Here is a 26377-nt window from a genome sequence, read left to right as displayed (position 1 = left end):
GATTGTGAACCATGGGTGAAATCGACTGGAAGTTGTTGCGCCACAACGCGCAAGTGGTGATGCGTCGGGCCTACGCCCCGTACTCCGGATATGCGGTAGGTGCCGCGGCACTGGTGGACGATGGTCGAATCGTCTCAGGATGCAATGTGGAAAATGTCTCATACGGTTTGAGTCTGTGTGCCGAATGTGGACTGGTGAGTAACTTAGCGGACACCGGCGGAGGACGCTTGATTGCCTTCTCGTGCGTCGACGCGGACGGCGCAATACTGATGCCGTGCGGACGGTGCCGACAGCTCCTACTCGAGCACGGTGGCGGAGAACTTCTGGTCGACACCTCACAAGGGCCGCGCCCACTCGCGGAATTACTCCCGGACGCTTTCGGGCCGGAACAAGCGGAAGGACTTCGCCATGTTTGACGCCGTGTCGATCATCAGAGCAAAACGTGACGGTCGGGAGCTCTCGGGCACCGAGATCGATTGGATCGTGCAGGCGTTCACCGCGGGAGTTGTGCCGGACGAGCAGATGGCGGCCCTCGCGATGGCGATCTACTTCCGCGGGATGACGCGCTCGGAGACCGGCCGCTGGACGCGGGCGATGATCGAATCCGGCGGCACCATGGACTTTTCGGACTTACCGATGGCGACAGTCGACAAGCATTCGACCGGTGGTGTGGGAGACAAGATCACACTTCCGCTGGTACCTCTGGTCGCCGCGTGCGGTCTTGCTGTTCCGCAGCTGTCGGGGCGTGGACTCGGCCATGCCGGTGGAACTCTCGACAAGCTCGAGGCGATCCCGGGCTGGCGTGCCGACCTCACCGCGGCCGAGATGGTGGAGATCCTCGCGAACCCGAAGCTCGGTGCGGTCATCTGTGCTGCGGGCGCGAACCTCGCGCCGGCGGACAAGAAGCTCTATGCCCTTCGCGACGTGACCGGATCGGTGGAATCCATTCCCCTGATCGCGAGTTCGATCATGAGTAAGAAAATCGCCGAAGGAACCGGTGCTCTCGTGCTGGACGTGAAGGTCGGTTCGGGTGCGTATATGAAGGAACTCGGTGACGCGCGGGAGTTGGCGCGCACCATGGTCGAACTGGGCAACGACGCCGGTGTGCGCACAACGGCATTCATCACCGAGATGGGTACGCCACTCGGCTTGACCGCTGGCAATGCACTCGAGGTGCGCGAATCCGTCGAGGTGCTGGCGGGCGGCGGACCTGCCGACGTCGTCGAGCTCACCCTCCTCTTGGCTCGGGAAATGTTGTCGGCGGCCGGAATCGACGATGTCGATCCCGCGCAGAAGCTGGCCGACGGAAGTGCGATGGATCGGTGGCGCGCAATGATCGACGCGCAGGGCGGCGATCCGGATGCGGACTTGCCCGTGGCTCGACACACCGAAGTCGTCACTGCCGACCGCGACGGTGTCCTCACTCGACTGGATGCCATGGGCGTCGGTATCGCAGCGTGGAAACTCGGAGCGGGGCGCGAGCGCCAAGGCGACGCAGTACAAGCCGGTGCGGGTGTGCAGATGCATGCAAAGCCTGGTGACGTGGTCCGTGCCGGTCAGAAGCTACTGACACTGCACACGGACACACCCGAACGATTCGATGCCGCACGCCGGAGTCTCGACGGCAGTTGGGCAATCGGGTCCGAATCCGACACAGTGTCGCGACCGCTGCTCATCGAGCGAATTGTGGGTGACTCGCGTTAGCTTATGTTGCATGAACGCACCGGTGTTGAACTCGATTCGTAGCGCGCCCAAAGTTCTACTGCACGACCACCTCGACGGTGGTCTGCGTCCGCAGACAATCCTGGAACTGGCAGAAAATTGCGGATACACGGATCTGCCGGCACATACTGCTGCCGAACTCGCCCAGTGGTTTCGAACCGCCGCTGACAGCGGTTCGCTCGAGCTGTACCTCGAGACGTTCGCGCACACCGTGGCCGTCATGCAGACTGCCGAGGGACTCTCGCGCGTGGCACAGGAATGTGCCGAGGATCTGGCCGACGACAACGTGGTTTACGCGGAGGTGCGGTTTGCACCCGAACAGCACCTCGAACAGGGCCTGACGCTCGACGAGGTAGTCGAGCACGTACTCGAAGGATTCCGGGCGGGGGAGTCCGCGGCCCAGGCCCAGGGGCGCAAGATTCAGATCGGCTGTTTGCTGACCGCCATGCGCCATGCCGCCAGGTCCCGCGAAATCGCCGAACTTGCCGTGCGATTCCGTGACCGCGGTGTCGTCGGATTCGACATCGCGGGTGCCGAGGCCGGGAATCCGCCGAGTCGCCACCTGGACGCCTTCGAGTACATGCGGGATGCTAACGCGCACTTCACCATCCATGCCGGTGAAGCGTTCGGGTTGCCGTCGATTCACGAAGCCATCGCATTTTGTGGAGCCGACAGGTTGGGGCACGGTGTGCGAATCGTGGACGACGTCACTGCCGTCGACGGTAGCCACGAGCTGGGCAGGCTCGCGAACTTCGTTCGAGACATGCGCATCCCGCTGGAGTTGTGCCCGAGTTCGAACGTCCAGACCGGCGCCGTGGCTGCCCTGGCCGATCATCCGTTCGGACTGTTGGCAGACCTACGGTTCCGGGTCACCGTCAACACCGACAATCGGCTCATGGGTGATACCAGCATGAGTCGCGAAATGGCGGCGCTCGTCGAAACATTCGGTTACGGCTGGACCGACCTCGAACGATTCACGATCAACGCCATGAAGTCTGCGTTCATCCCGTTCGACCAGCGTCTCGCGTACATCGACGACGTCATCAAGCCCGGGTATGCCGTGTTGGTCGGGTAGCAGTACTGATCGGCGGGCGCCGTTTACTCGGGACGCAGGCGTGTCTCGAACTCACGCTCGAGTTCGCGCCACCCCTCGGATTCCTTGGTGAACGGCGCACTGGGAGCCATCCGGGACGGATCGGGATTGAGCAGGTACGAGACGTACCACCCGAGCTCGTTCGACGCGGACAGCGCTTCCTCGGTGGAGTCGTCGTCCGCGAAATCGGCTGCATCGGTGAACAATTCGACAGCAAGCTCGAGTTGTTCGACGTCCACGGCGTCCGGGCCCTGGGCAAGATCGTCGGCGATGCCGGGCAGAACGTAGACATTCTCGTCGGTGACTTCGATGTCGAGTGAACCGTCGACGGCGGCATTCTGGATCGCGCCGTACGTGCTGACCTGTGACAGATCGTGCTCGTGATTGTCGGCAAGGTAGCGGCCGAGTGCGCGCTCGGACCGGAAGACGGTGATCAACCCGTCCTTTCCGAGGAAGATTGCCTGGTCACCCATGTAGCAACGAAGGGTGTAGAAGGTGTCGCCGGAGGTGATGATGCGGACCGGATCGACGCCGACCTCGCCCCAGAACGTCTCGATCTCGTCGTCGTCCTCGTCGAGTTCGTCTTCGTCGAATTCCTCGTCCTCGCCTTCCTCGGCGACGTCGTCCGCATCGACGGTGTTCTCGGCGGCTGCGAGGAGTTCGGCTTCGGCGACTGCGACGGCAGCGGCATCAACCTTGGGCGATGTCACGACGGTGTCGATCGCGTCGAGAACCTTGTCCCAGTCCTTGGCGATGGCTGCGCCGACCTGGTCCCAGATCTCGAGTCCTTCACGACCCTCGAAGGCGCTCGCGCCCGTCGCGAGTGCACCCAGGATCGGGTGGCCGCTGAAGAACCGGATCACGGAATCGAGTTCGCAGACCTCGCCGATATTGCGGGCCATGTTCAGGGTGTCTTCGAGTTCGGAGACAACCAGCGGTTCCGGGTCCCCGGCAGCAAGTTCCGGTACTCCGACGAAATCGAACGTGAAGTTCTCCTCCGGTTCGAGTTCCGCGGCGGAGAGACCGGCAACAACACTCCAGGCGGGGTGGTCGACCAAATCGTTGTCGGTATCGGTGCGGATGAAGGCGGCGAGTTCCGCGACCGAGGCAAAGCCGTACAGATCTTCCTCGTGGCCGAGGAAGGCCTCCCATTCGTCGTCGCCCTCACGCCACCGTGGCGCCCACAACGTAACGAGGTCTCCACTTGTGAGACCGATTTCGATCGGGACGATATCTCCAGCCATGGGCGGAAGCCTATCGACCCGAGCGCCCTGCGCATAGCGCGGGTTACTCACACCTCGCCGAGTGAGCGACCCAGTTGATTCATCAGACGTTCGCGTTCGACGTTGCTGCGGTGAACTGCCTGGTGGATGGTGGCGATAGTCAGTGCCGCGACGGCCTTCGGTTCCATAGTGGTTACGGCGTCGGTGATGGTCAGTTCGACCAGCGCGCCCATTCCGTCGACACAGGCGACAACCGTGCCGTCGGCGCTCGCGGCGGTCGCCCGGATGGCGTCGACGTCACCGACCGCATCCTGCATGAATCCGCACTGACTCTTGGCGCGCTCCATGATTCGGTCCATTTCGTTCATATCGATCGCATCCAGGTAGTGGGGGCTGTGTCGGTGTGCTCTTCGGCAGCTTGGGCGTCGGCCAATTGCTCACGTGTTGCGAGTCCCAGGGCATTCACGATGTCGGCCGGAACCCCATCGGCTTCCAATTCGAGGCGGTGGCGGACGCCGGCCTCCATGCCGGCCCGGGCAGAGAGGGCCATGATCTCGGTGGCCAGGCGAGCACCGCCATAGCGTAATTCGCTGTGATGGATACGGATGTCGATGGGAATGCCCTGTTCGGTGGCCCGTAGGGCGATGGTTCCGCGGCGATTTGCCGCCACTGCGGTGATGACGCTCGGTGGGCGCGGTGTGTCCTGCATATTCGTGCTCATTTCACTCTGTGGGTCGGTAGAAGCCGTGAAATCCCATGCCGATGTTGGATGTTCGGACGGGGCTGACGCTGACCGGGTCTCCGGCTTCGACCAACAGTTCATAACGGTATCGATAGACTCCCCCCATGCGAGCCGTTATCTACACCCGAGTCTCATCCGACGCGACCGGCAAGGGTAGGTCCGTATCAGAGCAGGAATCTGACTGCCGCGCAATATGTGAGCGTGAGGGTTGGGATGTCGCAGAAGTGTTGACAGACAACGATATAGGAGCTTCCCGACATTCCGGGAAGGAGCGTCCCGCATACCGGCGACTCGCCGAAGTTCTCACCAAGGGTGACGTTCTCGTGACCTGGGAAGCGTCTCGTGCTCAGCGTGACCTCAGGGCGTACGTCGAACTTCGCGACCTCTGCACCATCCGGGGAGTCCTGTGGTCCTATTCCGGCCGACTCTATGACCTCTCGCGCGGAGATGACAGGTTCGGAACCGGACTCGATGCCCTACTGGCCGAGAAGGAAGCAGAGCAGACGCGCGACCGGGTCCTACGTGCCAAGCGTGCAGCTGCCCTGGATGGCCGCCACGGCGGGCGGCTGCCCTATGGGTACCGGCGAGTGATCAATATGCGTACCGGCGCCACAGAGGGCTGGATCCCGGACGAGGCTGAAGCGCCGATTGTTCGCGAGATCTTCGACCGGACACTTGATGGCGAATCCCTGTGGTCGATATGCCGAGACTTCACCGCGCGCGGCGTCCCGGCACCGAGCACTCAGAAGAACGCGGCGGGTCAATGGCGACCCCAGCGCGTTCGCGTCATGATCATCCGCCCAACCTATGCCGGACTCGTGGTGCACCAGGAGAACGTAATAGGCAAGGGGAGCTGGGAAGCGATCGCCACCGAGGAAGAGCATCGCCGCATCGTCACCATCCTGACCGATCCCGCTAGAGCTGTGCACCGCGGCTGCGAGCCAAAGCATCTCCTCACAGGCATTGCCACATGCGGCGTCTGCGGAAGTCCCGTTCGCTACTTTGGCCCGAAGAGCGTGAAGACCCCGCGCTACTTATGCGAGAAGAGTGCGTGCGTCGGCCGCCGCTGCGACAAGATCGACGACTTCGTAGAGCGGCTCGTCATCCGCCTGTGTATGAACCCCGATAACTTCCACACGATGAATGCCAGCAAATCCAGTGACGGCAGAAGTGCGCTCGATGACGCAATCCGCCTTCGACAAGAGTTGGATCGGTTTATCGAGGACGCCCACGCGGCGGGAGTAAGCCCGTTCACTCTCGCCAAGTATGAGCGGAGCGTGGAAGCGAAAATTGCTGCAGCTGAAGAACTCGCCCGGTCATCGGCCCGTTCGCCGCTTCTGGCAAGGATGGCCGGCCCCAATGCTCAAACCGAATGGGACCTAATGAGCATTACGGAAAAGCGTGACACGGTGCGTGCCCTGATGACGGTCACGATCAATCCGTCGACGGTCAAAGCTCGGAACTTCACTCATGATGACATCGAGTACCTTCCACGCCCGGAATATCTGCTCCCTTCCTAGAATGGCTTACGGCTGGCGTCGGCAGAGTTCTTCGTTGATGTACTTCTTTTCACCCTTGGTGAGGTTCTGTACCCGATTAAGGAGGGTCGGGACGTCGACCCAGAGTTCCTCGGCGGTGTCGACATTGATGCGGTGGCGGTTCCAGACCAGTGCGTCGATGAGTTGCTCAAGCGAGATCAGGCGCCGAGCGGTGATGCAGTCGACGATCTTCTCCTCGCGCCGAGCGAAATGGGCATCTTCCGATACCGGGCCTCGTTCGAGGTGCACGATCTCGTGAGTGAGGGTGCACCTCCGTTCTGCCTGACTGAGTGTCGAGCAGATTTCGAGGCCGCCTTCATGCCACCTGCCGAAGGTATCTCCCAACAGCTCTCTGGAGCAGGTGACGCTCATTCCTGGGTAGTAATCCCGGAGCACCCGCCAGGGGTGGTATCTGGTCATGCCCGTCATTGTGGGGCATGTCCCCGACAACTACAGACCTGTCATTCGGATTTATCTACGCAACAAGTAGAACTCGACCCCACGCGATTCGCTCAAGAGGTCCGCCTGTAGCGACTTCCGCCTTGGCAAGGGCATCGAGGGCGCCGGATGCTTCCATAAATTCGCTGATAGTGGAGTCTAAGGTGAGGCCAACAGACGTGAGCGTGAGCAGCTCGGCGGTCGGCTCTTGAGTACCTTGCCTGGCGATTCCGGACACCGTTGAAGCGGTCCAGATGCCCTCCGAGTTCTCGACGGGCATCGCCACGGCTACCGCGGTGTTTTCCTCCATTTGGCCGAGCACAGAATTGATTGTGTCGTGCGGGAGGCAGGCGATGACGACGCGTTCGATTAAATCGGCCTGGACTTCCTGTCTGAATAAGTCCCACGCCCGAGTGCTCCCAGGCTTGGAGACTGCCTGGAAGTACTTTGCTGCGCGAAGTCGGAGATCCTGCATCGCATCCAGTTCGTACCGCAACAGATAACCCTCGGGCATGCGGGTCTGGAAATGGTGCACAGTGGTGAACGCAGGTACGATCGTACGCCGCACGTCGTCGATACTTCGCTGCAAATCTGGGTTTTGCCTCAGCTGTCGCTTGAATGCAGCCAGGGTCTCACGTTGCGTGTAGCTTAAGCTCGCGCTGGGTGGGAACTGGATCGGTGGCAGTGTCGAGGCAACCCGATGCGTCGGTGCAGGAACTTGGTCCGGCGACGGGAGTTCATCGCCCAGTTCCAAGTATATTTCTCCGGTTTCCGTGTCTTCCTCGGCAACGACAGCGGAGTACCGCAAATCCTCTATCTCGTCGAATGCGATGACATGATCGCCAAGTGCTACGGGCCCATCAGCCCAGGACTTCAAGGCGACAACTTTGCCGCCGCGTGCGAGATCGTTGAAATCGATCCGAATTGTATTCATTTCTTGCCCTTCGCCGGATTGGTCTCCGGTTCGCCAAAGCACTCGATGAACCGATCAATCGCTGCGTCCGAGATATCTGATCCGAATTCTACGTGGTAATGGTTGGGTGCCTGACCGTTGTCAACTTCAAGCTTCAAGCCGAAGCCTGCAGCGAACAGCGCGGCCGAGTTGGCGACCATCACCTTGCCGTATGGGAGTCCTTCCGAAGCTCTCAGTACGACTGAGTCACGAGACTCGCTTGGGTGCCACGTTTCAATCTGAACAGATAGGACATTCCCCTGATTCTTTTCTTCAGCCCTGGCCAGCTTGGCTCGAATCGATGTGTGAGTGCATGTTGCGCCGCCCAAGATGACGATTCCATCAGCGTCAGTTGGAAAATGGGTCATGCTCCGAACTCCGGTCCGTCACCCTGTGACAGATCTTCGGTTGCCACTTCGCTACGACGGCGCTGCTTTTCCTTCGAGCCACCCTTTACCGTGCGTCGAGCGAGGTCGAACTCCACCTGGCGAAGTTCTTTCAGTCCGTTCTCCTGGTCAACCTCTGCAGCTTGATCTTCCGAAGTCGATGCTGGTGCGTTGTCCTCTCGAATCACGTTTCGCGCTCGCTCCCCGAAAGCTGCTGCGGCACGGTTCATCATGGGGGTTCCGCGAGACCCAGCTTTTCCATCAGCTTCCGAATTGCTCGGCGTGCCCTGCGTGCTCGTGTTTTCATTTTCGACTCCATCCGATGGTTGGGATGTGAGCTTGATGAACTCGCGAGCTACGGTCGTCAAGGTTTCCTTGGCGGATTCCGGCAGTGCGCCGGCCCCGCCGATGGATAGCGCGTTCGGATCGTTTCCCGTGTAGACGGGAAGTTCGAGCGAACGAGCGGATGCCATGACTATGTCCGTAACTGTGACGCCTAGGCCTGTCGCCAATCCTCGGATTGTGTCGGGGTCTGGGAAGTTCTTCGGTGCCACGTTCGCGAGCTGGTGTAGACGCTTGGAGGTGGGCGTCCCTCCGCAGTCCTTCGACAACTTGTCGTAGGACCGTGTCCCTTTGCGGTCGGCGATCAAGCCGGCCAACGTCTGTTCATCGCTCACAACAACCACCGTCGCGTGTCGTTAGGTGTTCTGTCCACTCGCAAATCTTAGGCACTGCACAACCTTATCGTTCGAACAAACGCGCAGGTAGTACCTAAGAACAAGTTTTTTGGTCGGCACATTGGCGGCCCTTGCAGCAGGTTCGGTCAAAATTGCCTCTTGCCTAACTGCCTAACGTTGGGTAATACTTTGACGCGTAATGCTTGACAAAGTGCCTAACGGGGAGTGAAGATATGAGTGCAAACACGGACACACGTCGGCATCGTTCCAACCGAAGGAGGTGGCCAAGTGGCATGAGGATGCAACTTGTAGCAAGAGACGCGCTGATCGACCGCATGGACCGCAAGGGATTTTCGAACCGTCGACTCGCCAAATATGCGGAGTGCGCACCGGGCACCGTCGACAACCTGATCAGTGGCCGCACGCAAGCCACTAACAACCCGCGAACAGCTGAACTAATTTGCGAGGCCCTCGACGTTCCACTGGACATCTTTTTTGTGCCCGAGATATCCAGCACTACGCGGCAAATCGTCCAGCGACCGAGAGCTCGATCGCGTGCGGCATGAAAAAGACCGCCAGCTGATTACCCAGCTGACGGTCTCCGACAACCCCTACCAAAGGACCGTCATGACAAACCTTACTGCAACAAAATCCATCAAACTCTTCACCTACAACGACCGCGCATTTCGGACGTTCGGAACTTCGGACAGTCCCGAGTTCGCGCTTGCCGACATCTGCGACGCTCTTGAAATCGTCAACTCTCGCAATGTCGCAGCTCGACTGGCCGACGATCAGAAGGGTGTCCGCCGAGTGGACACCCTTGGCGGCACGCAAGCGATCACAACAGTCAACGAATCTGGCCTCTATGAGATTGTCATCCGATCTGACAAGCCGGAAGCTGTAGCCTTCCGTCGCTGGATTACGGGCACCGTACTGCCGGCCCTACGTAAAACTGGCACCTACTCGATGGCGCCAGCACTTACCGGTTCTGAACTGCTCGCCGCAGCAGTGCTCGAAGCTCAGTCGATGATCGCCGCGAAGGATGTGCAGATCGCCGAACTTGAACCGAAGGCTGAATTCTTTGATGAGTTGATGGACGCCAACGGCTGCTACTCCATGCTCGCCACTTCAAAGGTGATCGGATGGGGACGCAACGTGATGATGCGTGACCTCCGGCGCCTGGGAATCATCCAGGGAAACAACCTGCCGTACCAACGCTACGAGCATCACTTCAAGGTCGTGCCCGGAACTTATAAAAACCGGAAGACCGGCGAAACAGTTCCAACGGCTACGACATTCGTTCGACCATCTGGCGTCGAGTTCCTCCGTAAGAAGCTGACCCAGGGTTCGGCTGTTGTTGGTGATGCAGCATGACCGCTTCGACTTGGACTGCTGAGGATCAGGCCCATCTTGAGAAGGTGGCCGCAATGTTCCCTCCAATGAACGCCATTCAGATCGCAGTCTGCCGACGCACGTTCGGCAAGGCCTCGCAGCGTCGGATGGAACTTGAGCAGATGAGGGAGGCGGCGTGAGCAACTTGGCCAGCATCCCGACGAACCTTCTCCGACTCCCGGTGCAGTCGGTTGCTCTTGCTCCGGCGAGTGATGACGATCCTTCGGTCTCGGTTCGCTACGACAAGTCTCTGAACATGATCGCCCTCAGTGTCGATGGCACCGATGACGTCTATTTCGATCGAGACTCGGGGTTCTCGTTGATGGACCAGATCGCGCGGGTGCTAGAGGTTCAGGCGAAACTCGGCGGTGCATCATGAGTCTTCGCAGCCTTCGGGGCGTGGTGCGGGCCTTGATTATTGGCCTTGCGGTCTGGACCACGGTGGCGTGGACAGTCGTCACTCTCGCTGACGGGAGGCTGTCATGATCCGCACCTTCGACGGGCTCGAGGTCGAGACAATCGAGATCATCCCCGCGGTAAACCCGGCCTCGGAAGCCATCGACTACGCGCACGGCGGTTACTGGAATTGCGAACTCGCCGGCGGGGGATGTGTCCAGCAGTTCGGCGATGAACTCATGGTCAGCCCTGACGCGCGGCTGATTCCGTTCGTCCCCGCGGCCTAGTTCCACTCAACTTTCATTCTTCCTAGACAGGACATTTTGTGATGACGCATGCCCAAATGGCCCCGCAGTACGTGGCCGCAAGCAAGAAACAGTGCCCGTTGACGATTCCGCTCGCGGTGCTCGGTGACGTGGATTTGCCCGAGTTCGATGCCCTCGATACGGCATTGGCTGTGGACTGGTCGTGGCCGGATGAGGCTGATGTCGATCGAAACGACATCAGTGTCGACCGCGGTGAGCTGAGCATCGACGGAGAACCGAGGATCGAACCGGCGCCCTCATGGGCTGCCGGCAGGTGGGGGATTGTCACCGGTTCCGCGCTCTCGGCAATCACGTTCACTTCACTCGGCGTGCTGTACGTCCTCCGCGAGTTCGGTGGGTGGCCAGCATGAGCACACTTATCGCGCACCCGAAACTGGCAGTTGTCCGCATTGAGCCGTTTAAGGGCGGCAGCACGTTCCCCAGCATCCACCTCGACGAACTGACCCATTGGCAGCGCGAATATGCGCTTCAGTTGAAGGCGAAGAAGTCGGAGCTTGGCGCGCTCTATACCGTCCATTACTCCGATGGCACTACCGACGACTTGCACAGCGACGAAATCGGGGTCGCAGCATGAGCCTCGCATCCAGCCTATCCACCCGGTCGTGCACTGATGGACTATGCGGTCACTGCGGCCCGTGTCGTCGAGAAATGCGTTCCGACGACCTGATCATGGCGCCGAAAGTGCTACCACCGATCGAGCTTTCACCTACCCGTGAGCAGATCATGGCCGAGTCGGTGAAACGTCACCGGCCTTCGCGACGTCCGGTACCGAAGGTCCAGAACCGACGCGCGGAGCATGTCCCGAAGGCGCCACCAGTTCCATCGCCATGCACGGAGTGTGGCGAAATGCGTGGACTTCGACCAGCCGGATTCGGCGGCAAAGGATCGGCCATCGACGGCGCTGGGACCATCTGCACCGTTTGTAGCGACCGCCCCAAACTCGCCGCCATCATCGCGGAGATCGAAGCGAAGCCGTTCCCTCGCAGTAAATCTGACAACACGTTGCTCAGTAAGTCGAGGCTCCGCATTCGCCGAGTCACTCGCTTCGGTCGCCCGTTCCATCCCGAAGCCACACATGGCAATGGGAACGCTTATGCGTCCTACCGCTGCCGATGCCCCGAGTGCTGCGCATGGCGCACCGCTGACGACCGAGCCAGGAGGAACGTGGCATGATCCCCAACCCTCCGCCAGGCATGGGCGTCTGGGAGCAGATCGGGCAGAGCGATTTCGCCCGCGCCGAGAAAGACGGCCTCCCCACCCTCGAAATCGTCCAGCGATCCAGCGAGCAGTTCCAGGTCACCTACTGGGTCTCCCACTACAAGAACGGAAGTCGACGATGAGCTACCTCGACGACGACCCGCTCACCGACCCGTGCGATCGACCCGGTTGGTACGACTGCCGCGACGACGATCACGACGTTGACCGACTACGAGATGAGGCGATCGGCCTATGAGTGGATACCAGCACCTTGACCTGGGAGTGAACCCATTTTCCGAGGAGCGCCTCCCAGGCGACCCTGACCCCTTTTGTGAATACGACCCACGCGATGACTTGGAGGACTGGCAGAAATGAGCTTCCACAGAAATGGGCACCAGGCCACCGATATTCACGTCGACAAGTTGCGCAAACGCGTCCACTTCAACTTCCTGAGATTTAACGACGACACCGGCGAATGGGATCTCGTGTTTTGCGAATCTCATGCGCTCGCAGATGTGCAGGCCGACTTCGCGGAGGCGTCATGACATACACAATCGTCGATGTCGAACCCGACACTGACGAATGGTCAGCTGAGCGCCGCAACAGCATTGGGGCGTCCGAAGGCGCTGCCATCATCGGCGAATCGTCATACGACGATACGCAGCTCTCCGTATACCTCAGCAAAATCGGACGGGCGAAACCGTTCGACCCGCTGCTGTCCCTGATCGGACACGGAGTCGAGCCAGTCATCACGAAATGGGTTCAGGATTATCACCCCGAGATCGGTGAAGTACTGCCCGGATTCATGGCTCGATCCGTGGAGCATCCACATCTACACGCGACCTTCGACCGGCTCGTCATCACTCCACAAGGGCCGACTGTTCCACTGCAACTGAAGTCTTCGACCGTCTTCAAGCGCCACAACTGGGACAACGGAATCCCTCCCGACTATCTCATTCAGGAGGACATCGAATGCCTTGTGTACGGCTCACCATTCGCCTACCTCGCTGTCTGGCATATCGGGTCGACAGAATTCCAGCTTCACAAGCTGTTCGCCCGAGAGGATCGGCAACAAGAGCTCATCCGACGCACGCACACCTTCTGGCATGAACACGTCATTCCTCGCAAGCCTCCAATGGCGAGCTTGGGCGATGACCTCGACCGCCTGTATCCGGCCACGGTCGGTAAGACGATCAGCGCAGACAGAGACACCGTCGATGCCGTCGAATTTCTTCGGGAACGAGCCAAACAGCGACTCGACTTCGTCGCCGAATGCAAAGAAGACGAAGCCAAGGCCACGTTCGAAATCGAAGCATTCATGCAGGACGCCACCGAACTCGTGAACCCCTTCACCCACAAAGTCATTCACACCTGGCGACCAACCAAAAACGGTACCCGCCGCCACTTCTCCCCAAAGGACACAAATGACACTCGTTACTCGTAAGCCAACCGCCAAGCCATCGTGGCCGGTCCTGCTCATTGCCGGCGTTGAGAAGTCAGGCAAGTCGTGGGCGTGCGCGCAAGCGTCAGCCTCGGAGCGGATCGGCCGAACGCTATGGGTTTCAATCGGTGAAACCGACCCTGATCAGTACGGCGCCATCCCCGGCGCAGATTTCGAGATCGTCGAACACGACGGCTCATACAAGGGAATCCTCGAAGTCCTGGCAGAAATCGCATCACTTCCGGCAGAAGACAAGCCGACCCTTCTCGTTGTCGATTCCATGACACGCCTCTGGGATCTCATCGGAGACGGTGCACAGAAGTGGGCGAACACCCGCGCCAAGGGCGATTCCGAAGGCATCATCACGATGGACCTCTGGAACAAGGCCAACAAGTACTGGGCGCATCTTATCCAGGCGATCCTTGCCCATGACGGGCCCGTGTTAATGACCGCGCGACTCGAAGCGGTAACTGTGGTCGACTCCCGCGGTAAGCCGACTCCGGTCAAGGCCGACAAGATAAAAACGAAAAAGTCATTGCCGTATGACGTTGACGGCGTGATCGAAATGCCTGAGCGCGGTAAGACTTACATCTCCGCAGTGCGGTCGGTGAACCTGCAACTCCAGGAGCGCACCGAGTTCCCGAACTTCACCGTGGATGACTTGTGGTCCAAGCTCGGTCTCGATGATGTGCAGCCGCGCGTGGTGTCGAATGTTGCCCTGCCAGAGGGTGATGCAGCGTGACCATCACGTACCTACCTCTGCTCAACCTCATCAACCGAGATCCGTGGACTGAGCAGTCTCCATGCTCGCGCGCCAAGGATCCTGACGCATGGTTCCCGACCAGTGCGGCACATCTCCGCACTGAGCCGATCCGCATCTGTAATACGTGCCCTGTCATTGCGCAGTGCGCAGCGGAAGCTGTGTCCTCGCAGGAGATTTACGGCATCCGCGCGGGCGTCTACCTCAACGGGGAGGTCGGTGCCGATCGTCAGCACCGCGCCGAATTGACTGTCATCGCAGAGGCAGGGGGAGTGACGATCGTCCCGCCGAAGATCACTCTTGGGAATGCCGCCAAGACTCACTGCAAACGTAATCACGAGTTCACGCATGAGAACACCCGTGTCACAACCGATGGCAAGCGCGCCTGCAAGCAGTGCGAGAAGCAGAAGGAGCGGACGCCACGGAAAGCACAGAAGGCGGTGGCCTCATGACTACCTGTTCGTCGTACATCGGCATTCCCGCATCTCGGTTCGCAGTAATGCCGCGCACCACAGAGGTTGAACCGGCACCTGTCCGAAGGCATGTCGCCACACTTGTCGAATCCGGCATGACTCTCAACATGATCGCGCGCGCAGCCGGACTGTCCGCGAGGCCTGTCTGGAACCTGATGAACCTGGACCCGGATTACATCCTCAAGCCGACTGCCGAAGCCATCATGACTGTCACGCAACGGCCGTCACATCATCAGGCGATCGTCCTGAGCTATGGGCTTCGCCGGCGAATGGAGGCGCTCGCGGTGATGGGCTGGGATGTCCTGGCAATCGCCGAGGAATGCAACTACCCACACTACAAGGCGTTACACAGGGCGCGGGATGGTGTCCGTACGCAGTGGCAGACACATGCGATGGTTGCGGAAGCGTACGAACGGATCTCGCACATACGGCGGGGTGACGTTCGGGCTGAACTGCGGGCACAGCGCCGCGGCTATCTGAGCCCGTTTATGTGGGACGACATCGACGACTACTTCGAGAAGCCGACTGCAGTCAGGGCGGAACCTGTGGCGGATGTGGTGTTGGTGCAGCGCATCCTCGACGGCAAGTGGAGTGGTGTGGCGCCGAAGTTGGAGCGTCAGGCTGCATTCGAGATTTTGCAGGCGCAGGGTTTGTCGGCCGCGCAGATCGGCGAGCGGCTGGATGTCACCGCTCGCACAGTCCAGAGATTGAGGTCAGCAGCATGAGCGATCCTGTAAACCACCCGGCGCACTACACCGAACACCCCTCGGGCATCGAGTGCATCCAGATCACCGAGCACATGTGCTTCAACCTCGGCAACGCGTTCAAGTACATCTGGCGGGCCGACCTCAAAGGCTCAGCGCTCGAGGACTTGGAGAAGGCGCGGTGGTACATCGACCGGGAACTGACGAAGCGCAGCAGTGAGCGCCTAGATCGAAACCCGGAAGTACTGGCCAGGCTTAAGCGTTCACTCGCGTCAATGACTGGTGACGTGGAGATTCAAGCCCCCGCCGAAGCCGGACCGTGGGAGCGGATCGAAGACGTACCCAAAGATGTGACGCGGATCGAGGACTGCGAAGGCGATACGTGGTTCCGAACCCCCACTAGATGGATCTGCGAGGACGGCTCACAACCGGCTGGCTTCGCACCGTTCACTGCGATCGAGGGCGTGACCGAATGAGCCTGCGCAGAACGCCACTCAAGCGGACGCCCATGCAGCGACCCAGGGCGAAGAGTCCGACTACCCGGAAGCGGCAGCGTGACACCGGATTCCCAGATGCGGTCAAGAAGCTGATCCACGATCGTTCCGGTCGACGCTGCGAAGTACGTCAGGCCTGCCACGGGGATGCGGCGGTGCAGATCCACCACCGCCGTCCCCGTGGTGCCGGCGGATCGAGCCTGGCGTGGGTGAACCAGGCAGCCAACGGACTCGACGTATGCAGCCCCTGTCACACGTTCATCGAGTCGGCCCGTGAGTACTCCGAAGCTCACGGCTGGCTTGTGTCGATGAACAAGAAACTACGCCCGAACGAGGTGCCGGTGCTCCTAGTCCATGACCTCGAGCCTCTCCTGTTGTCCGACGACGGCACCTGGAGCCGATCAACCAAGGGGGTGACAGGTAATGATGAGTGACCCACGCAATCAGGAGGAAGCACAATGGCAGTCTCGAAGCGCGTCAGGTTTGAGGTTCTCCGACGCGACAACCATGCATGTCGATACTGCGGCGCAACAGCGCCAGATGTTCGCATCACTCTCGACCATGTTGTTCCCACCGCACTCGGAGGCGATGACAGCCCGTCGAACCTTGTCGCAGCCTGTGCTGATTGCAACAGCGGTAAGACCTCGACCAGTCCATCTGAAAGTATCGTTCAGGACGTCGACGAACGAGCCGTCAAATGGTCGGCCGCAATGGCTCAAGTCGCCAACGAGCGCCGCGCATCCAGAGAGCTACTCACTCAGCGATACGAAGCATTCGAAGCGGAGTGGAATCGCTGGGGATGGACAGACTGGCGCGGCGATCGCCACACAGAAGAATTGCCCGGCGACTGGAAGCAATCCGTGGATCAGTTCTACGGTGCCGGACTTGATCATTCAGACCTCGAAGAACTCATCGAGGCGTCCATGCCAAAGAAGGTCAAGGACACCTGGAAGTACTTCTGCGGTTGCGCTTGGACTCGAATCAAGCAGAACCAAGAGCGCGCTCTCGTCATCGTCAACGCCGTCGACGATGACGGTCCCTACATTCAGTTCACACGCGAACTCGCCGACGAGATGCATGCAGAAATATCTCGACTTCACCTCGCACAAACCGGCGAGCGCCTTGCCGCATGCTTCTGCGAGGCATGCGACCCACGGTCTGAGTATTGCGGCGAAATCGCATGCCGCGCGTACTTCATCGGACTCGTCGAGTGGCAAATCAAGAATCAAGAAAGATCCCCCGTATCCAATGGCGCCAGCGCCAATGAATCGACCAGTATGGAGTAAGCCCATGGCCCGCATCCGGTCAATCAAGCCCGAATTTTGGATCGACCGGAAGCTGGCCCGACAGCTCACCCGCGATGAGCGGATGCTGTACATCGGACTCTGGAATCACGCGGACGAGCACGCTCGGGCACAAGGCGATGCCCGCGTGATTCAGGGTCAAATCTTCCCGTACGAGAGTGATTTGTCGGTCTCTGACATCGAAAAGATGCTTGACCGACTTGAAGTTGCGAAAGTTATCCACAGGTACTCTGTGGATAGCGATCCGTACCTGTTCTTGCCGAAACTTTCGGAGCATCAGCGGCTTGAGCCATCTCGCGTGAAGTCGAAAATACCTGCCCCACCTGCCGATTCGCGGTCGTGTGAAAAAGACGCCACGACGCCGGAGGTTGGTTCAGACTCGGTGCAATCTTTCGCGGACAAGTCTGCGCCTGGTGACGATCTTCAATCGCTTCTTTATGTAGCAGGGAGCAGGGAGCATGGGGCAGGGGCGAACGGCGCACACGCGCCAGTCTCCGCACCCCAACCTCGTTGCACCAAGCATCTGAACGACCCAACCCCGCCACCTTGCCGACCATGTGGAGATGCCCGGGTGGCCCGTGAGGCGTGGGATCGAGGTCAGACTGAGGCTGCGAAGCGTGCCGTATCCGAGGATGCACGCCGGCGGGCAGAAGATCGCGCAGCGGGCATCTCCTCTTGCTCGCTCTGCAATGACCGCGGCTATGTCGGAACGGTTCTGTGTGACCACGATCCCGGGACGCCCGAGCGAGCAAGGCGAGGGATGGAACTCGTCCGCGAGGCACTCGCCAAGAAGGGCGCGTGAGCGCGAGTTCCGCTCCGCGCACTCAATCCTCTGACTACCTATCGCCCGGGCCTCAGTGACGAGCTGAGGCCCGGGAACCGATACCCAAGAACAGGACCACCCATGAACGTCACTGTCTACACCCAGCTGAGCTGCATGCCCTGCGTCACCACGAAGCGGAAACTCGACAAGCTCAAGATCCCTTACACCGCAATCGACATCACCGAAGACGAGAAGGCCACCGCCTTCGTGAAGTCGCTCGGCTACTCGTCCGCTCCAGTCGTTGTCGCGGAACTCTCAGGCGGCATTGAGCACTGGTCAGGCTTCCGCTCCGACCGCATCGACTGGCTACGTCTCGAACTCGACGCCATCGAATACCTCGACACTGTCCGACCAGGCGGTGAGCCAGCATGAACCACCACCCCGACTGCATCTGCGCCACATGTGATCCCATCTGGAACGCCGAGATCATCCGCTACAACCTCGGGCAGCAGGTGGCGGCATGAGCTGGCGAATCGCAACACCTGAGGAGCTTGCTGCGTCGGAGGCGGCCCAGGCACTGCAACCTAAGCGGCGTGCCCCACAGATGCAGTGCGTGTGTGGCCGGTTTGTCAACCGGTCCACCTACTGGCGCCGAGGTCTGAACATCAACGGCATGAGCAGTTTCGGCTGGCTCTGCTCCCATTGTGGAGACGTGGTGGAGAACTCATGAGCGACAACTACGTGATCCTCGAGACCGGCCAAGGCGGCGGAATTCCCGACACAGTTCACGGCCCTTACTGGGGGCGCGAAGAAGCCGTAAGCGAACTGAAGTCGCTGCGTGAGCACACCGCCAACCTCGGGCGCCGCGATCGCTACCAACTCGGCCTCGTAGAGATCGCGGGGGAGTCGTGAATTCCCGCCTCACGCTCCCGTTTTCGAAGCCCCCGCTCTCGATGAATGATCGCACTCATTGGCGCGCAAAGGCTCGAATCACTGCAGGGCTGCGCAGCGATACCAAACTGCTCGCAAAGTCCGCCAGCGTCCCAACTGGCCTAGCGCACGCGACCGTCTCGCTCCACTACCAACCGGCCGCCAACCGCAAACGGGACGCAGACAACCTCGTCCCCGTACTCAAAGCCTGCTGCGACGGCCTCGTAGACCACGGACTCGTTGCCGACGACACCCCGGATCTCATGCAAAAACTCATGCCGCTCATCCACCCCGCCGTCAAAGGCCAACCAGGAACCCTCTGGCTCGAAATCGAATGGGAGAACTCATGACACCCACAATGACTGACCTGTTCTCCGGCGGCGGTGGCAGTTCAGAAGGCATGACGCAGGCCGGCTTCTATGTGGTGACTGCGGCGAACCACTGGGAAACAGCGATTGCCACGCACGAGAAGAATCACCCGGACACTGAGCACATCACCGCGAACCTGTCCGAGGTGGACTGGCGAACCTTCCCGAAGACAAACATCCTGTGGGCATCGCCGTCGTGTGTGTGGCATGCCCGCTCTGGTGGACGTAAGCAACCACCAGCCGAGGTGGAACTTGCTCGCACGGATGCCGGTTCGGTGGATCGTGCGACAGCGTTCGCGGTGATCGCAGCCACGGAAGTCCACCAGTATGACGCGGTGATCGTGGAGAACGTGCCCGAGTTCCAGGCATGGAGTCTCTACAACTGGTGGCTCGATGGGATGCGGGCTCTCGGTTACCGAGAGCAGGTCGTATTGCTCGACGCCGCAGAAGTCGGGGCCGCGCAACGCAGAGTCCGGTACTTCGCTGTGTTCACCCGCGCCGGCAACGTGGACCTGGCCATCCGCGAGCCGAAACGCATGAACGCGCTGGACATACTCGACCCGAACCCCGGCAAACTCGTGACCCGCAAGCTGTACGTCGCAGACCAGATCGAGCAGATCACCACGTACGACGTACCGCACCTGGTGACATACCGGCGCAACGCGAAAGCCCGCCGAGCCGACACACACCCGCTCGCAACGATCACCGCCGGCGGCAACCACCACGGCATCGCCACACTGACCGAAGAAGGACCAAGGTTCCGAATGCTCAACAACCGCGAATGCGCTCGCGGCCAGGGATTCCCGGACTCCTACGAGTTCGTGGGCAACGCGAAGGACGTGAAGAAGCAGATTGGTAATGCGGTGTCTGTGGATGCTGCTCGTTGGATCGGTGGGCGTGTGAAGGCTGCGTTGGGGGTGGCGGCATGACCGAGCCTGGCCAAGTGTTGACCGACCTGCTCGCAGCGCACACGTACCTCCCGCAATTCATGCGCTGCTCATGTGGAGACGACCTTTGGGATCACCCCAAGGGAGGCCATCCCGCGCATGTGGCGTTGGTGGTGGAGCAGCACACCCAGGGGCAGACAGCGCGGGTAGTGGAGTTGGAAGCGGCTGCCACCCGGGTCCGGGCACTGCACACCAGGGATGGCGGCTACTGCAAAGCGTGCGACCGACGTTGCCCCTGTCCGACAATCGCAGCATTGGGGACATTATGAGCGAGCACAACTGGCGCAACTGGGAGACCTGTACCTGTGGGGAACCTGGTTGTCGATCGTCATATCCAAACCGCAAGTGGGCGCAGGCAGTCGAATCGCGGAGCCACATCCAAGAGCCTTCCGAGGGGGAGTTGTGAACGCGCAACGAAACGAACTGGCCGCAGATATTCGGGCAGTCGATGGGAATCATGATCTGGGTGCAGCGGCGCTGGCGGACAAGCTCGCTGAGCTGGGTTGGTCGAAGCCTCGCACGGTGGAGACACCCGACGACCTCGACTCACTACCGGAACTGTCAGTGGTGATCGACAAGCACGATGACGTGTCACAGAAGCGCGGCGGACGATGGTGTGGATACGAGACCGCCGACCTCACTGGCAAGCAACTCGCCAGGTACAAGCCGATCCGCGTCCTGTTCACTCCGGGCGGTGAAGGGTGACACCGATTCCGTATGACGAGATGCGCCGACTATGCGGACTACCCGATGTTCGGGCAGGCGCCGCGTAGGCGTGGCACGCCGGCGGGACTCAACTTAGTCGGGGCTAGAGTCGCTCCGTGAACGTATTCGAGTTCTTTGCTTCTCTGGTTGAGTCACTGGCGTGGCCATTGGTAATCGGTATTTTGCTCTATGTAGGGCGTAGTCAGGTCGCGAAGGTTGTCAAAGAATTGATCGCCCGGATACCCGAGATCGAGAGTCTCAAGGCGGGTTCTGGGGAGGTCAATTTCGGCGCTCGTGCCGCTCAGGTCAAGGAAGAAGCGCAGGAAGTGGTAGGCGCTTCCGCCAGTGATGTCCGCGGTCTAAGTCAACCTAGAGCTGATGGTCAGAGTCGTGGACGCCAGCCCGTTATCGAAGGCGTTCCTGCGGATCATCAATTCGGAGGAATTGGCTGGGACGTGATGAATAAGCTGCTTGATGTAGACCCGCGTGCTGCTGTATTGCTCTCGTGGATTGAAGTCGAGGGTGCACTCAACGAGAAATACGAAGCGATGTTCCCTGGCGACGATTCGCGGCGCATCAGCTCTCGTAAGAAAGCCGAGCGCATGCTTGCCGTTGACGAACAAGGGCAAGCGACGCTTTCGTTCTTGCTCGATTTACAGTCGATGAGAAATGACGTCGTCCATGATTCCAGGGTTTCGTTCTCCAGACAGGCTGGCGAGGACTATGTAGGTGCTGTAGACATCGTGATTCGCCATCTCGGGCAGCTCGAAAATGCGACGTCGAATGCCGTGCTCGCGCAGGGCGTCTCTCCAAACGAACCACAAGAAGCAGCAAAACCTTAGGGTCGTCGGCTAACGCCAACTTCACGAAGTCTGCTCACGGCGGTGCGCGGAGGCAGCATGGCTCAGGGAGATGGCATGCTGTCCGCATGCTCGAGCTAATCATTTTCGGCCTCTTTTACGAGAACGACTGGGATCTCACCCAGCCGCAAGCGACCCTGCTCGCTGGAGTCATCAGCGGTGCGCTGCTTATTGCTGCCGCCTACATCGCGTTCCACGGGCAGCGTGAACAGCGTGCCGCGGAACGTAGGATTCATGAAGAGCAGATAGCTGAACAGCGACGCAAAGCCTCGAGTGATCTGGCGGCCCAAAGGGCGCAATTGGTGGAGCAACTCGACGCTCAGAGAAGCCAATTCATGCGCGAATTGGAATCAAAGGAGCGCATGTGGAGACTCGAAGCGGATAGGTCTGCCGCGCTCGTTCTTCGGAACGAGTACGTGGGAATGTTCACTTCCTGTGCCGAGAATAATTCGGCGATTGTGTCGAGCATGATGAACGCGGAACGCCACCACTCCAACGGTGACTATGACAAGGCACTAGCAAGTGTCGGTGAAACCGCTCCGCTATTCAAGAGTTATTCTGGTGTTTTGGTGCTGTCGGCGTCAGACCTCGTCAACAAGCGGTATGCGGAGTTTATGGCTGAGTGTGCTGAATTCAATGGCCTCTTCGGAGACACAGGTGCAATTGGGATCATGAGCCTCGACAAGGACAAAGTTAAGTCGGCGCTCAAACGCGTGAGAGCCGCGAACCAGCGTTTCGACCAATCGATGAGGGATGACCTTGAGCGATTGGTAAAGCAGGGGATTCACGACTGACGTTATACGCCACGCTGAACTTTCTGGCAGCTCCGCTATTTCGGTCGATACGCTCAACTCTGTTCACCGGAATAGAGGAGCTGCACACCGCTCTGCCTTACATGCGAGAACGGTGCAAACACTTACGTGTTGACAGAAACCCCGTTCACGGTTGGGAACCCTCAGGTCGAACCCGAACCCGGCGGCACAGGCGGATTCGGGTCCATTAACTTCGGGTCCTGACAGACCACTCAACAGCCGGGCCGCACACTGCGGCCCGGCTGTTGAGTGGTGGCCTGATGATTTATGCCGGGAGGCGTACACCAATGCAGTGTCGTTACGTTGTCAGAATTTGTTGAGACCTGTTGTGTACCAATGCAATTGAAGGATCAGCATGGTAGAATGTAGCAAGCGATGCAGGCTACCGGAGGGGCGACGATGAGCGTTGAACAGACCGAATACCTACCATTAGCGCTCAGGCATCTTGACGATGCGATCAGCGCGCTGACAGCACCGAAAGTTCGCACTCACAAAGCGGCCGGCCGCACCAGGGTCATTACCAAGCCGAGCATCTACGCGGAGATGCTCGAGAACATCCGAGGGCAGCAAGGGACTTCATTCGGTGGAGTCGCCCGGTCGATGCCGCCGCTGTGGGTTGACGGCGTCGACTGGATCAACAAAGTCGACAGCACAGTCCAGGGATGGTGGCCGTCCACCGGCGGCACACTGTCCCGGCTCGAAGCGTTCCACAAAGCGTCGTGGCGACCACAAGACACCAACTTCCTGGACGGAGCTTCCGAGATGATCAACGACTGGGTTACAGCTGCTGAATCACTTCTCGACGGCGGCCGCGACCACTTCACGCTCAACGCTCCCTGCCCGACGTGCGGTGAGGCATGGGTATACCGCAAGGACGCGCTCGGAGAAAATGTCAGAGCCCCAGCGTTGAATGTCAGCAACATGGGATGCAACTGCCTGGCGTGTGGCCATCACTGGGGATTCGAGTACTTCACTCACCTCGCGAAGGTCATCGACTGCGCACCACTGGAAGGTGTTATCGCCGATGAGTCCAACGCAGTCTAGTTTCATAGCACGGCAATGCATGTGGGGGATGTGCGAGCACGATGCGGATCGCGCAATCGTCGACGCCGGTGGCCAGTACTGCCGGATGCACGCACTTCTGGTCTGGACGATCATCGACAACGAGATGCGCGAGAGCGGTATGTCGACCCCAAATTCTCGGATGCAGGAAGAGCTTGCGGCTCAGAAGGCTGAAGAGCGGAAAGCGGCTGCAGAGGAGAAGCGCAACCGGCAGGACTACGTCTACTACTTGCGGGTGGGCGCTCACTTCAAGATCGGGTTTGCGAGCAACCTTGAGCAGCGGCTCGCGTCGTATCCGCCGGACACCGAACTCCTCGCAGTGGAGGTAGGAACGCTCCAGCTTGAGACTGAGCGTCACCGAGAGTTCAAGCACTCACGAATCGCTGGCCGCGAATGGTATCGACCGAATCCGGCTCTCGATCATCACATCCGAATCGTCGCCGAGAATAAGCGGCACACGTGGTGGGAAGAGTCGGAGTGGCGCAGGAAGACTGAACGGGTCAAGGTCGTGCCACACAACTGGCAATGAGTCCGTTGGTACTCATCGGTGATTGTTGGACAACTTGAATGTCGTTTGATTCCTGGTAAAGTCGCAGTTGCGCTACACGTGTCTTTCGGACAAGGTGTGGCGCATCTTCGTATCTAGGGTTCGATTCCAGTCTTGTCCGCCTGTGAGTGTTGTTGCCTTACCTGCACATTCTTGTCGGTGCCTGATGGCACACTGAACCATGAAGACCGGGACAGGATCCCGGTTCCGCATGACACTCACCTCGTCCAGTTGGGCGGGGTGTTTTGCTTGTGGCCGTCCACTGCGCACACATCTGCATCCCTGGCGCTCCGTGTACCGGCCACAATCTCCCTGCGAGCAGCTCGCCAGCGCCCAGGGATGCCCCGCTGATTCGCCCATCGAGGCGCGGCGGGGCTACAAACTTCAAACTGCGCGGTAGGGCGTCCAGTGAGTCCAAAATGTCGCGGTTGGCGACTAGCCGCAATCACACAGAGACAACCACGGAATGCCCATACGGTGCTGCCACACTGGGGCCGTTCTTGATAACAGGGCACTTGCATGGAGCCTGCAGTTCGAGATGATTCGCCGCGTGTTCGGTCGCGAGCGCTATTGCCTTCTCGATATCGGTCACATCGTGTACGAGCCATTCAGTCATTTGGAACCAATCTTTAACACGGAGAGCGAATCTCTCCAGATGGAGGACTGTCCCATGACCGCAGGTTACGACGCAAATGTCGACAAATGACCCAAGCGATGTGTGACCTAATTGAGTTTGCCCGTATCGCACTGGCGCTCATCCATTTCTGGATCCTCTGATGCCTAGCCTCGCGTTAATCCGCTGGATAGTGGCCGGCCTTTGGCGTACGTGGCGATGAGAGCAACGCGACTACTGCCGCGGCAAGGTGGCGGATGTCCACTCAACGCCGTTGAACCAACGCATCTCTGACGGATTCTGCTGATCGGGATACCAGCCCGCGGGCATGAATGGTCCGGCAGCAGGTCGGTGGATCGGTATCGGCGTCGGCTTGGCCACGAGCCCGCGAATGGCAAACACAACCCACGTGATGACACCAATGGTCACCATGAATGACAGCAACAGGAAGATCAAACCAGCTCCGCCCCAGTCCAGCCCAGTGGCCATCACGAGCAGGAAAAGCAATGCGATCACAGATGCAATCGCATTGGCGATCTTCAGTCCCTTGCGGTCATTCACGGTGCAGCTCACTTCTTTCGATGGTGGATACATCGTGCCAGTAGTGACCGAGGTCGACACAGGCAATCGAAGGATGCCCTCCCTACTTCAGCTCCGGCACCCCCAATGCCGGGAGGCCACCGGTGTTCTCGGTAGCTGCGCACATTGGATTGTGACGAATCCGTACGGCAGATCAATGGCAGTGGCTCAAGGCTGATCAGTTCATCAGAGGTGAAGACGGCAACTACGTCAGCGATCCCGATGACTGGTCGACATTGCTCACTGTGTCAGTGCGCATCCGCATACCGCGCGACTCATGGCTTCGCCGAGACTTCACACACCGAGCGGACAGCAAGGTCGATCGCAACATCAGGTAGCTCAACCACTTCCATCAACACTGCGCCGCATGACCGGCCAACTGATGGATGCCGAAGCGAAGGGCAAGTCACCATGCCAACTCTCGAAGACCTGATCACCGACGACCTAGCCCGACTCAGGCAGGCACGCCAAAGGGGAGACGCTTCGGCAACCAAACTCCTCACCTCCATCCTCAACCGTCGACTCGACAGCCTCGCTACTGCAGGCCAGGTCCACTGATGGCATGGGAACGTGGAGGACGCAGCCGCACAAGCACAGCCGCACACCGACACTGGGCCAGGCAGGTCAAAACCCGCGACGGGTACCGATGCCGACGATGCGGGTACCAGGGCAGCCCAACAGCCCGCCCCCACGACATCGAAGCCAACCACATCATCAACACAGCCGCCGGAGGTACCGACACCCTCGCCAACGGCGAATCACTCTGCAGGCCCTGCCACGACGTCGAAACACAACGTGAAGCGCAAGTGGGAAGAGCGAAGAACAGCCGCCTCCGACCAGCTGAGCGCCACCCTGGACTGCTCTGACTGCACCGCAGGCCTGCTCCGTCCTCTGTCATCTCGACAGGGTGGGGGGATGCCCCTCCCTCCACCC

General features: G+C 59.8%; 40 protein-coding genes. 31 read left to right on the top strand and 9 right to left on the bottom strand.

Going from position 1 to position 26377, the window contains the following annotated elements:
• Nucleotides 1–11 precede the first annotated feature (11 nt).
• From KYT97_RS08575 to KYT97_RS08565, 3 genes are read left to right on the top strand one after another with little or no spacing between them, the layout of a single operon-like run.
• Entirely contained in the window at nt 12–416 is a 405-nt protein-coding gene (locus KYT97_RS08575) for a cytidine deaminase (RefSeq protein ID WP_219112104.1), read from the top strand.
• A complete protein-coding gene (locus KYT97_RS08570; protein ID WP_219112103.1) occupies nt 409–1704 on the top strand; it encodes a thymidine phosphorylase in 1296 nt (431 codons plus the stop codon). The genes KYT97_RS08575 and KYT97_RS08570 overlap by 8 nt, the downstream gene beginning before the upstream one ends.
• A 10-nt stretch (nt 1705–1714) precedes the next feature.
• Complete coding sequence (locus tag KYT97_RS08565; protein WP_033231271.1) at nt 1715–2797, top strand: adenosine deaminase; 1083 nt, start codon at nt 1715–1717, stop codon at nt 2795–2797.
• Between the two features lie 23 nt (nt 2798–2820).
• Here KYT97_RS08565 and KYT97_RS08560 read toward each other — a convergent pair whose 3' ends face one another.
• From KYT97_RS08560 to KYT97_RS08550, 3 genes are read right to left on the bottom strand one after another with little or no spacing between them, the layout of a single operon-like run.
• Nucleotides 2821–4059, bottom strand: coding sequence for a primosomal protein (locus KYT97_RS08560; RefSeq protein WP_219112102.1), 1239 nt, complete (start codon nt 4057–4059; stop codon nt 2821–2823).
• Nucleotides 4060–4106: 47 nt separating this feature from the next.
• The gene (locus KYT97_RS08555; RefSeq protein WP_033231269.1) at nt 4107–4406 is read right to left on the bottom strand and encodes a YbaB/EbfC family nucleoid-associated protein; all 300 of its coding nucleotides are present in this window, start codon (nt 4404–4406) and stop codon (nt 4107–4109) included.
• On the bottom strand, nt 4403–4759 hold the full coding sequence (locus KYT97_RS08550) for a hypothetical protein (RefSeq protein WP_219112101.1): 357 nt from the start codon (nt 4757–4759) through the stop codon (nt 4403–4405). Before KYT97_RS08550 ends, KYT97_RS08555 begins: the two co-directional genes overlap by 4 nt.
• Before the next feature lie 125 nt (nt 4760–4884).
• Between KYT97_RS08550 and KYT97_RS08545 the strand changes: the two genes are divergently transcribed.
• Nucleotides 4885–6300 carry a recombinase family protein gene (locus KYT97_RS08545; protein WP_219112100.1) on the top strand — a complete coding sequence of 472 codons (1416 nt, stop codon included), beginning with the start codon at nt 4885–4887 and terminating at the stop codon, nt 6298–6300.
• Between the two features lie 6 nt (nt 6301–6306).
• Here the strand turns inward: KYT97_RS08545 and KYT97_RS08540 are convergent, their stop codons facing one another.
• From KYT97_RS08540 to KYT97_RS08525, 4 genes are read right to left on the bottom strand one after another with little or no spacing between them, the layout of a single operon-like run.
• Entirely contained in the window at nt 6307–6738 is a 432-nt protein-coding gene (locus tag KYT97_RS08540; protein ID WP_219112099.1) for a hypothetical protein, read from the bottom strand.
• Between the two features lie 55 nt (nt 6739–6793).
• Nucleotides 6794–7690, bottom strand: a complete 897-nt coding sequence (locus tag KYT97_RS08535; RefSeq protein ID WP_219112098.1) for a hypothetical protein — start codon at nt 7688–7690, stop codon at nt 6794–6796.
• Nucleotides 7687–8076 carry a hypothetical protein gene (locus tag KYT97_RS08530; protein WP_219112097.1) on the bottom strand — a complete coding sequence of 130 codons (390 nt, stop codon included), beginning with the start codon at nt 8074–8076 and terminating at the stop codon, nt 7687–7689. Before KYT97_RS08530 ends, KYT97_RS08535 begins: the two co-directional genes overlap by 4 nt.
• The gene (locus tag KYT97_RS08525; RefSeq protein ID WP_219112096.1) at nt 8073–8771 is read right to left on the bottom strand and encodes a hypothetical protein; all 699 of its coding nucleotides are present in this window, start codon (nt 8769–8771) and stop codon (nt 8073–8075) included. Before KYT97_RS08525 ends, KYT97_RS08530 begins: the two co-directional genes overlap by 4 nt.
• 555 nt (nt 8772–9326) lie before the next feature.
• Between KYT97_RS08525 and KYT97_RS08520 the strand changes: the two genes are divergently transcribed.
• The 14 genes from KYT97_RS08520 (at nt 9327) to KYT97_RS08455 (ending at nt 17240) form a co-directional block, all read left to right on the top strand.
• Entirely contained in the window at nt 9327–10145 is an 819-nt protein-coding gene (locus KYT97_RS08520; protein WP_219112095.1) for a phage antirepressor, read from the top strand.
• Nucleotides 10146–10299: 154 nt separating this feature from the next.
• Complete coding sequence (locus KYT97_RS08515; RefSeq protein ID WP_219112094.1) at nt 10300–10542, top strand: hypothetical protein; 243 nt, start codon at nt 10300–10302, stop codon at nt 10540–10542.
• A gap of 103 nt (nt 10543–10645) precedes the next feature.
• Nucleotides 10646–10846 (top strand): hypothetical protein, encoded by a 201-nt coding sequence (locus tag KYT97_RS08510; RefSeq protein ID WP_219112093.1) that lies wholly within the window; start codon nt 10646–10648, stop codon nt 10844–10846.
• A 41-nt stretch (nt 10847–10887) separates the two neighbouring features.
• Entirely contained in the window at nt 10888–11235 is a 348-nt protein-coding gene (locus KYT97_RS08505; protein ID WP_219112092.1) for a hypothetical protein, read from the top strand.
• Nucleotides 11232–11459 carry a hypothetical protein gene (locus KYT97_RS08500; RefSeq protein ID WP_219112091.1) on the top strand — a complete coding sequence of 76 codons (228 nt, stop codon included), beginning with the start codon at nt 11232–11234 and terminating at the stop codon, nt 11457–11459. The genes KYT97_RS08505 and KYT97_RS08500 overlap by 4 nt, the downstream gene beginning before the upstream one ends.
• A 595-nt stretch (nt 11460–12054) precedes the next feature.
• Nucleotides 12055–12225 carry a hypothetical protein gene (locus KYT97_RS08495; protein ID WP_219112090.1) on the top strand — a complete coding sequence of 57 codons (171 nt, stop codon included), beginning with the start codon at nt 12055–12057 and terminating at the stop codon, nt 12223–12225.
• A 228-nt stretch (nt 12226–12453) separates the two neighbouring features.
• On the top strand, nt 12454–12627 hold the full coding sequence (locus tag KYT97_RS08490) for a hypothetical protein (RefSeq protein ID WP_219112089.1): 174 nt from the start codon (nt 12454–12456) through the stop codon (nt 12625–12627).
• Nucleotides 12624–13526 carry a YqaJ viral recombinase family protein gene (locus tag KYT97_RS08485; RefSeq protein ID WP_219112088.1) on the top strand — a complete coding sequence of 301 codons (903 nt, stop codon included), beginning with the start codon at nt 12624–12626 and terminating at the stop codon, nt 13524–13526. Before KYT97_RS08490 ends, KYT97_RS08485 begins: the two co-directional genes overlap by 4 nt.
• Entirely contained in the window at nt 13507–14265 is a 759-nt protein-coding gene (locus tag KYT97_RS08480; protein WP_219112087.1) for an AAA family ATPase, read from the top strand. The genes KYT97_RS08485 and KYT97_RS08480 overlap by 20 nt, the downstream gene beginning before the upstream one ends.
• A complete protein-coding gene (locus KYT97_RS08475) occupies nt 14262–14735 on the top strand; it encodes a WhiB family transcriptional regulator (RefSeq protein WP_219112086.1) in 474 nt (157 codons plus the stop codon). Before KYT97_RS08480 ends, KYT97_RS08475 begins: the two co-directional genes overlap by 4 nt.
• A complete protein-coding gene (locus KYT97_RS08470; protein ID WP_219112085.1) occupies nt 14732–15481 on the top strand; it encodes a helix-turn-helix domain-containing protein in 750 nt (249 codons plus the stop codon). The genes KYT97_RS08475 and KYT97_RS08470 overlap by 4 nt, the downstream gene beginning before the upstream one ends.
• Nucleotides 15478–15936, top strand: a complete 459-nt coding sequence (locus tag KYT97_RS08465) for a DUF3310 domain-containing protein (RefSeq protein ID WP_219112084.1) — start codon at nt 15478–15480, stop codon at nt 15934–15936. Before KYT97_RS08470 ends, KYT97_RS08465 begins: the two co-directional genes overlap by 4 nt.
• On the top strand, nt 15933–16388 hold the full coding sequence (locus KYT97_RS08460; protein WP_219112083.1) for a hypothetical protein: 456 nt from the start codon (nt 15933–15935) through the stop codon (nt 16386–16388). Before KYT97_RS08465 ends, KYT97_RS08460 begins: the two co-directional genes overlap by 4 nt.
• A gap of 24 nt (nt 16389–16412) precedes the next feature.
• Complete coding sequence (locus KYT97_RS08455) at nt 16413–17240, top strand: HNH endonuclease (protein WP_219112082.1); 828 nt, start codon at nt 16413–16415, stop codon at nt 17238–17240.
• A 19-nt stretch (nt 17241–17259) separates the two neighbouring features.
• Here the strand turns inward: KYT97_RS08455 and KYT97_RS08450 are convergent, their stop codons facing one another.
• Nucleotides 17260–17481, bottom strand: a complete 222-nt coding sequence (locus KYT97_RS08450; protein ID WP_219112081.1) for a hypothetical protein — start codon at nt 17479–17481, stop codon at nt 17260–17262.
• Nucleotides 17482–18162: 681 nt separating this feature from the next.
• On the opposite strand from KYT97_RS08450, the gene KYT97_RS08445 reads away from it, so the two are divergent.
• The 11 genes from KYT97_RS08445 (at nt 18163) to KYT97_RS08395 (ending at nt 24234) form a co-directional block, all read left to right on the top strand.
• On the top strand, nt 18163–18453 hold the full coding sequence (locus KYT97_RS08445) for a glutaredoxin family protein (protein ID WP_219112080.1): 291 nt from the start codon (nt 18163–18165) through the stop codon (nt 18451–18453).
• An 88-nt stretch (nt 18454–18541) separates the two neighbouring features.
• Entirely contained in the window at nt 18542–18751 is a 210-nt protein-coding gene (locus KYT97_RS08440; RefSeq protein ID WP_219112079.1) for a hypothetical protein, read from the top strand.
• Nucleotides 18748–18933: a hypothetical protein gene (locus KYT97_RS08435; RefSeq protein ID WP_219112078.1), complete on the top strand. Its 186-nt coding sequence runs from the start codon at nt 18748–18750 to the stop codon at nt 18931–18933. Before KYT97_RS08440 ends, KYT97_RS08435 begins: the two co-directional genes overlap by 4 nt.
• 41 nt (nt 18934–18974) lie before the next feature.
• Nucleotides 18975–19301: a RusA family crossover junction endodeoxyribonuclease gene (locus tag KYT97_RS08430; protein WP_219112077.1), complete on the top strand. Its 327-nt coding sequence runs from the start codon at nt 18975–18977 to the stop codon at nt 19299–19301.
• A complete protein-coding gene (locus KYT97_RS08425; protein WP_245006057.1) occupies nt 19298–20248 on the top strand; it encodes a DNA cytosine methyltransferase in 951 nt (316 codons plus the stop codon). Before KYT97_RS08430 ends, KYT97_RS08425 begins: the two co-directional genes overlap by 4 nt.
• Complete coding sequence (locus KYT97_RS08420) at nt 20245–20535, top strand: hypothetical protein (protein WP_219112075.1); 291 nt, start codon at nt 20245–20247, stop codon at nt 20533–20535. Before KYT97_RS08425 ends, KYT97_RS08420 begins: the two co-directional genes overlap by 4 nt.
• A gap of 133 nt (nt 20536–20668) precedes the next feature.
• Nucleotides 20669–20971 (top strand): hypothetical protein, encoded by a 303-nt coding sequence (locus KYT97_RS08415; RefSeq protein WP_219112074.1) that lies wholly within the window; start codon nt 20669–20671, stop codon nt 20969–20971.
• Nucleotides 20972–21087: 116 nt separating this feature from the next.
• Nucleotides 21088–21813: a hypothetical protein gene (locus tag KYT97_RS08410; RefSeq protein WP_219112073.1), complete on the top strand. Its 726-nt coding sequence runs from the start codon at nt 21088–21090 to the stop codon at nt 21811–21813.
• Nucleotides 21814–21899: 86 nt separating this feature from the next.
• A complete protein-coding gene (locus tag KYT97_RS08405; protein WP_219112072.1) occupies nt 21900–22625 on the top strand; it encodes a hypothetical protein in 726 nt (241 codons plus the stop codon).
• A gap of 417 nt (nt 22626–23042) precedes the next feature.
• Nucleotides 23043–23687: a DUF7341 domain-containing protein gene (locus KYT97_RS08400; protein WP_219112071.1), complete on the top strand. Its 645-nt coding sequence runs from the start codon at nt 23043–23045 to the stop codon at nt 23685–23687.
• A gap of 28 nt (nt 23688–23715) precedes the next feature.
• Nucleotides 23716–24234, top strand: a complete 519-nt coding sequence (locus tag KYT97_RS08395; protein ID WP_219112070.1) for a GIY-YIG nuclease family protein — start codon at nt 23716–23718, stop codon at nt 24232–24234.
• Nucleotides 24235–25099: 865 nt separating this feature from the next.
• Here the strand turns inward: KYT97_RS08395 and KYT97_RS08390 are convergent.
• Entirely contained in the window at nt 25100–25426 is a 327-nt protein-coding gene (locus KYT97_RS08390; protein ID WP_245006056.1) for a DUF2510 domain-containing protein, read from the bottom strand.
• 429 nt (nt 25427–25855) lie between these two features.
• On the opposite strand from KYT97_RS08390, the gene KYT97_RS08385 reads away from it, so the two are divergent.
• Nucleotides 25856–26002, top strand: a complete 147-nt coding sequence (locus KYT97_RS08385) for a hypothetical protein (RefSeq protein ID WP_219112069.1) — start codon at nt 25856–25858, stop codon at nt 26000–26002.
• A complete protein-coding gene (locus tag KYT97_RS31250) occupies nt 26002–26310 on the top strand; it encodes an HNH endonuclease (RefSeq protein ID WP_219112068.1) in 309 nt (102 codons plus the stop codon). Before KYT97_RS08385 ends, KYT97_RS31250 begins: the two co-directional genes overlap by 1 nt.
• Nucleotides 26311–26377 lie beyond the last annotated feature (67 nt).

This window comes from Rhodococcus globerulus, assembly GCF_019334125.1.
Lineage (GTDB): Bacteria > Actinomycetota > Actinomycetes > Mycobacteriales > Mycobacteriaceae > Rhodococcus_F > Rhodococcus_F globerula.
Note: the sequence above shows the minus strand (reverse complement) of the source record. Positions and strands in the feature narration are given on the sequence as shown.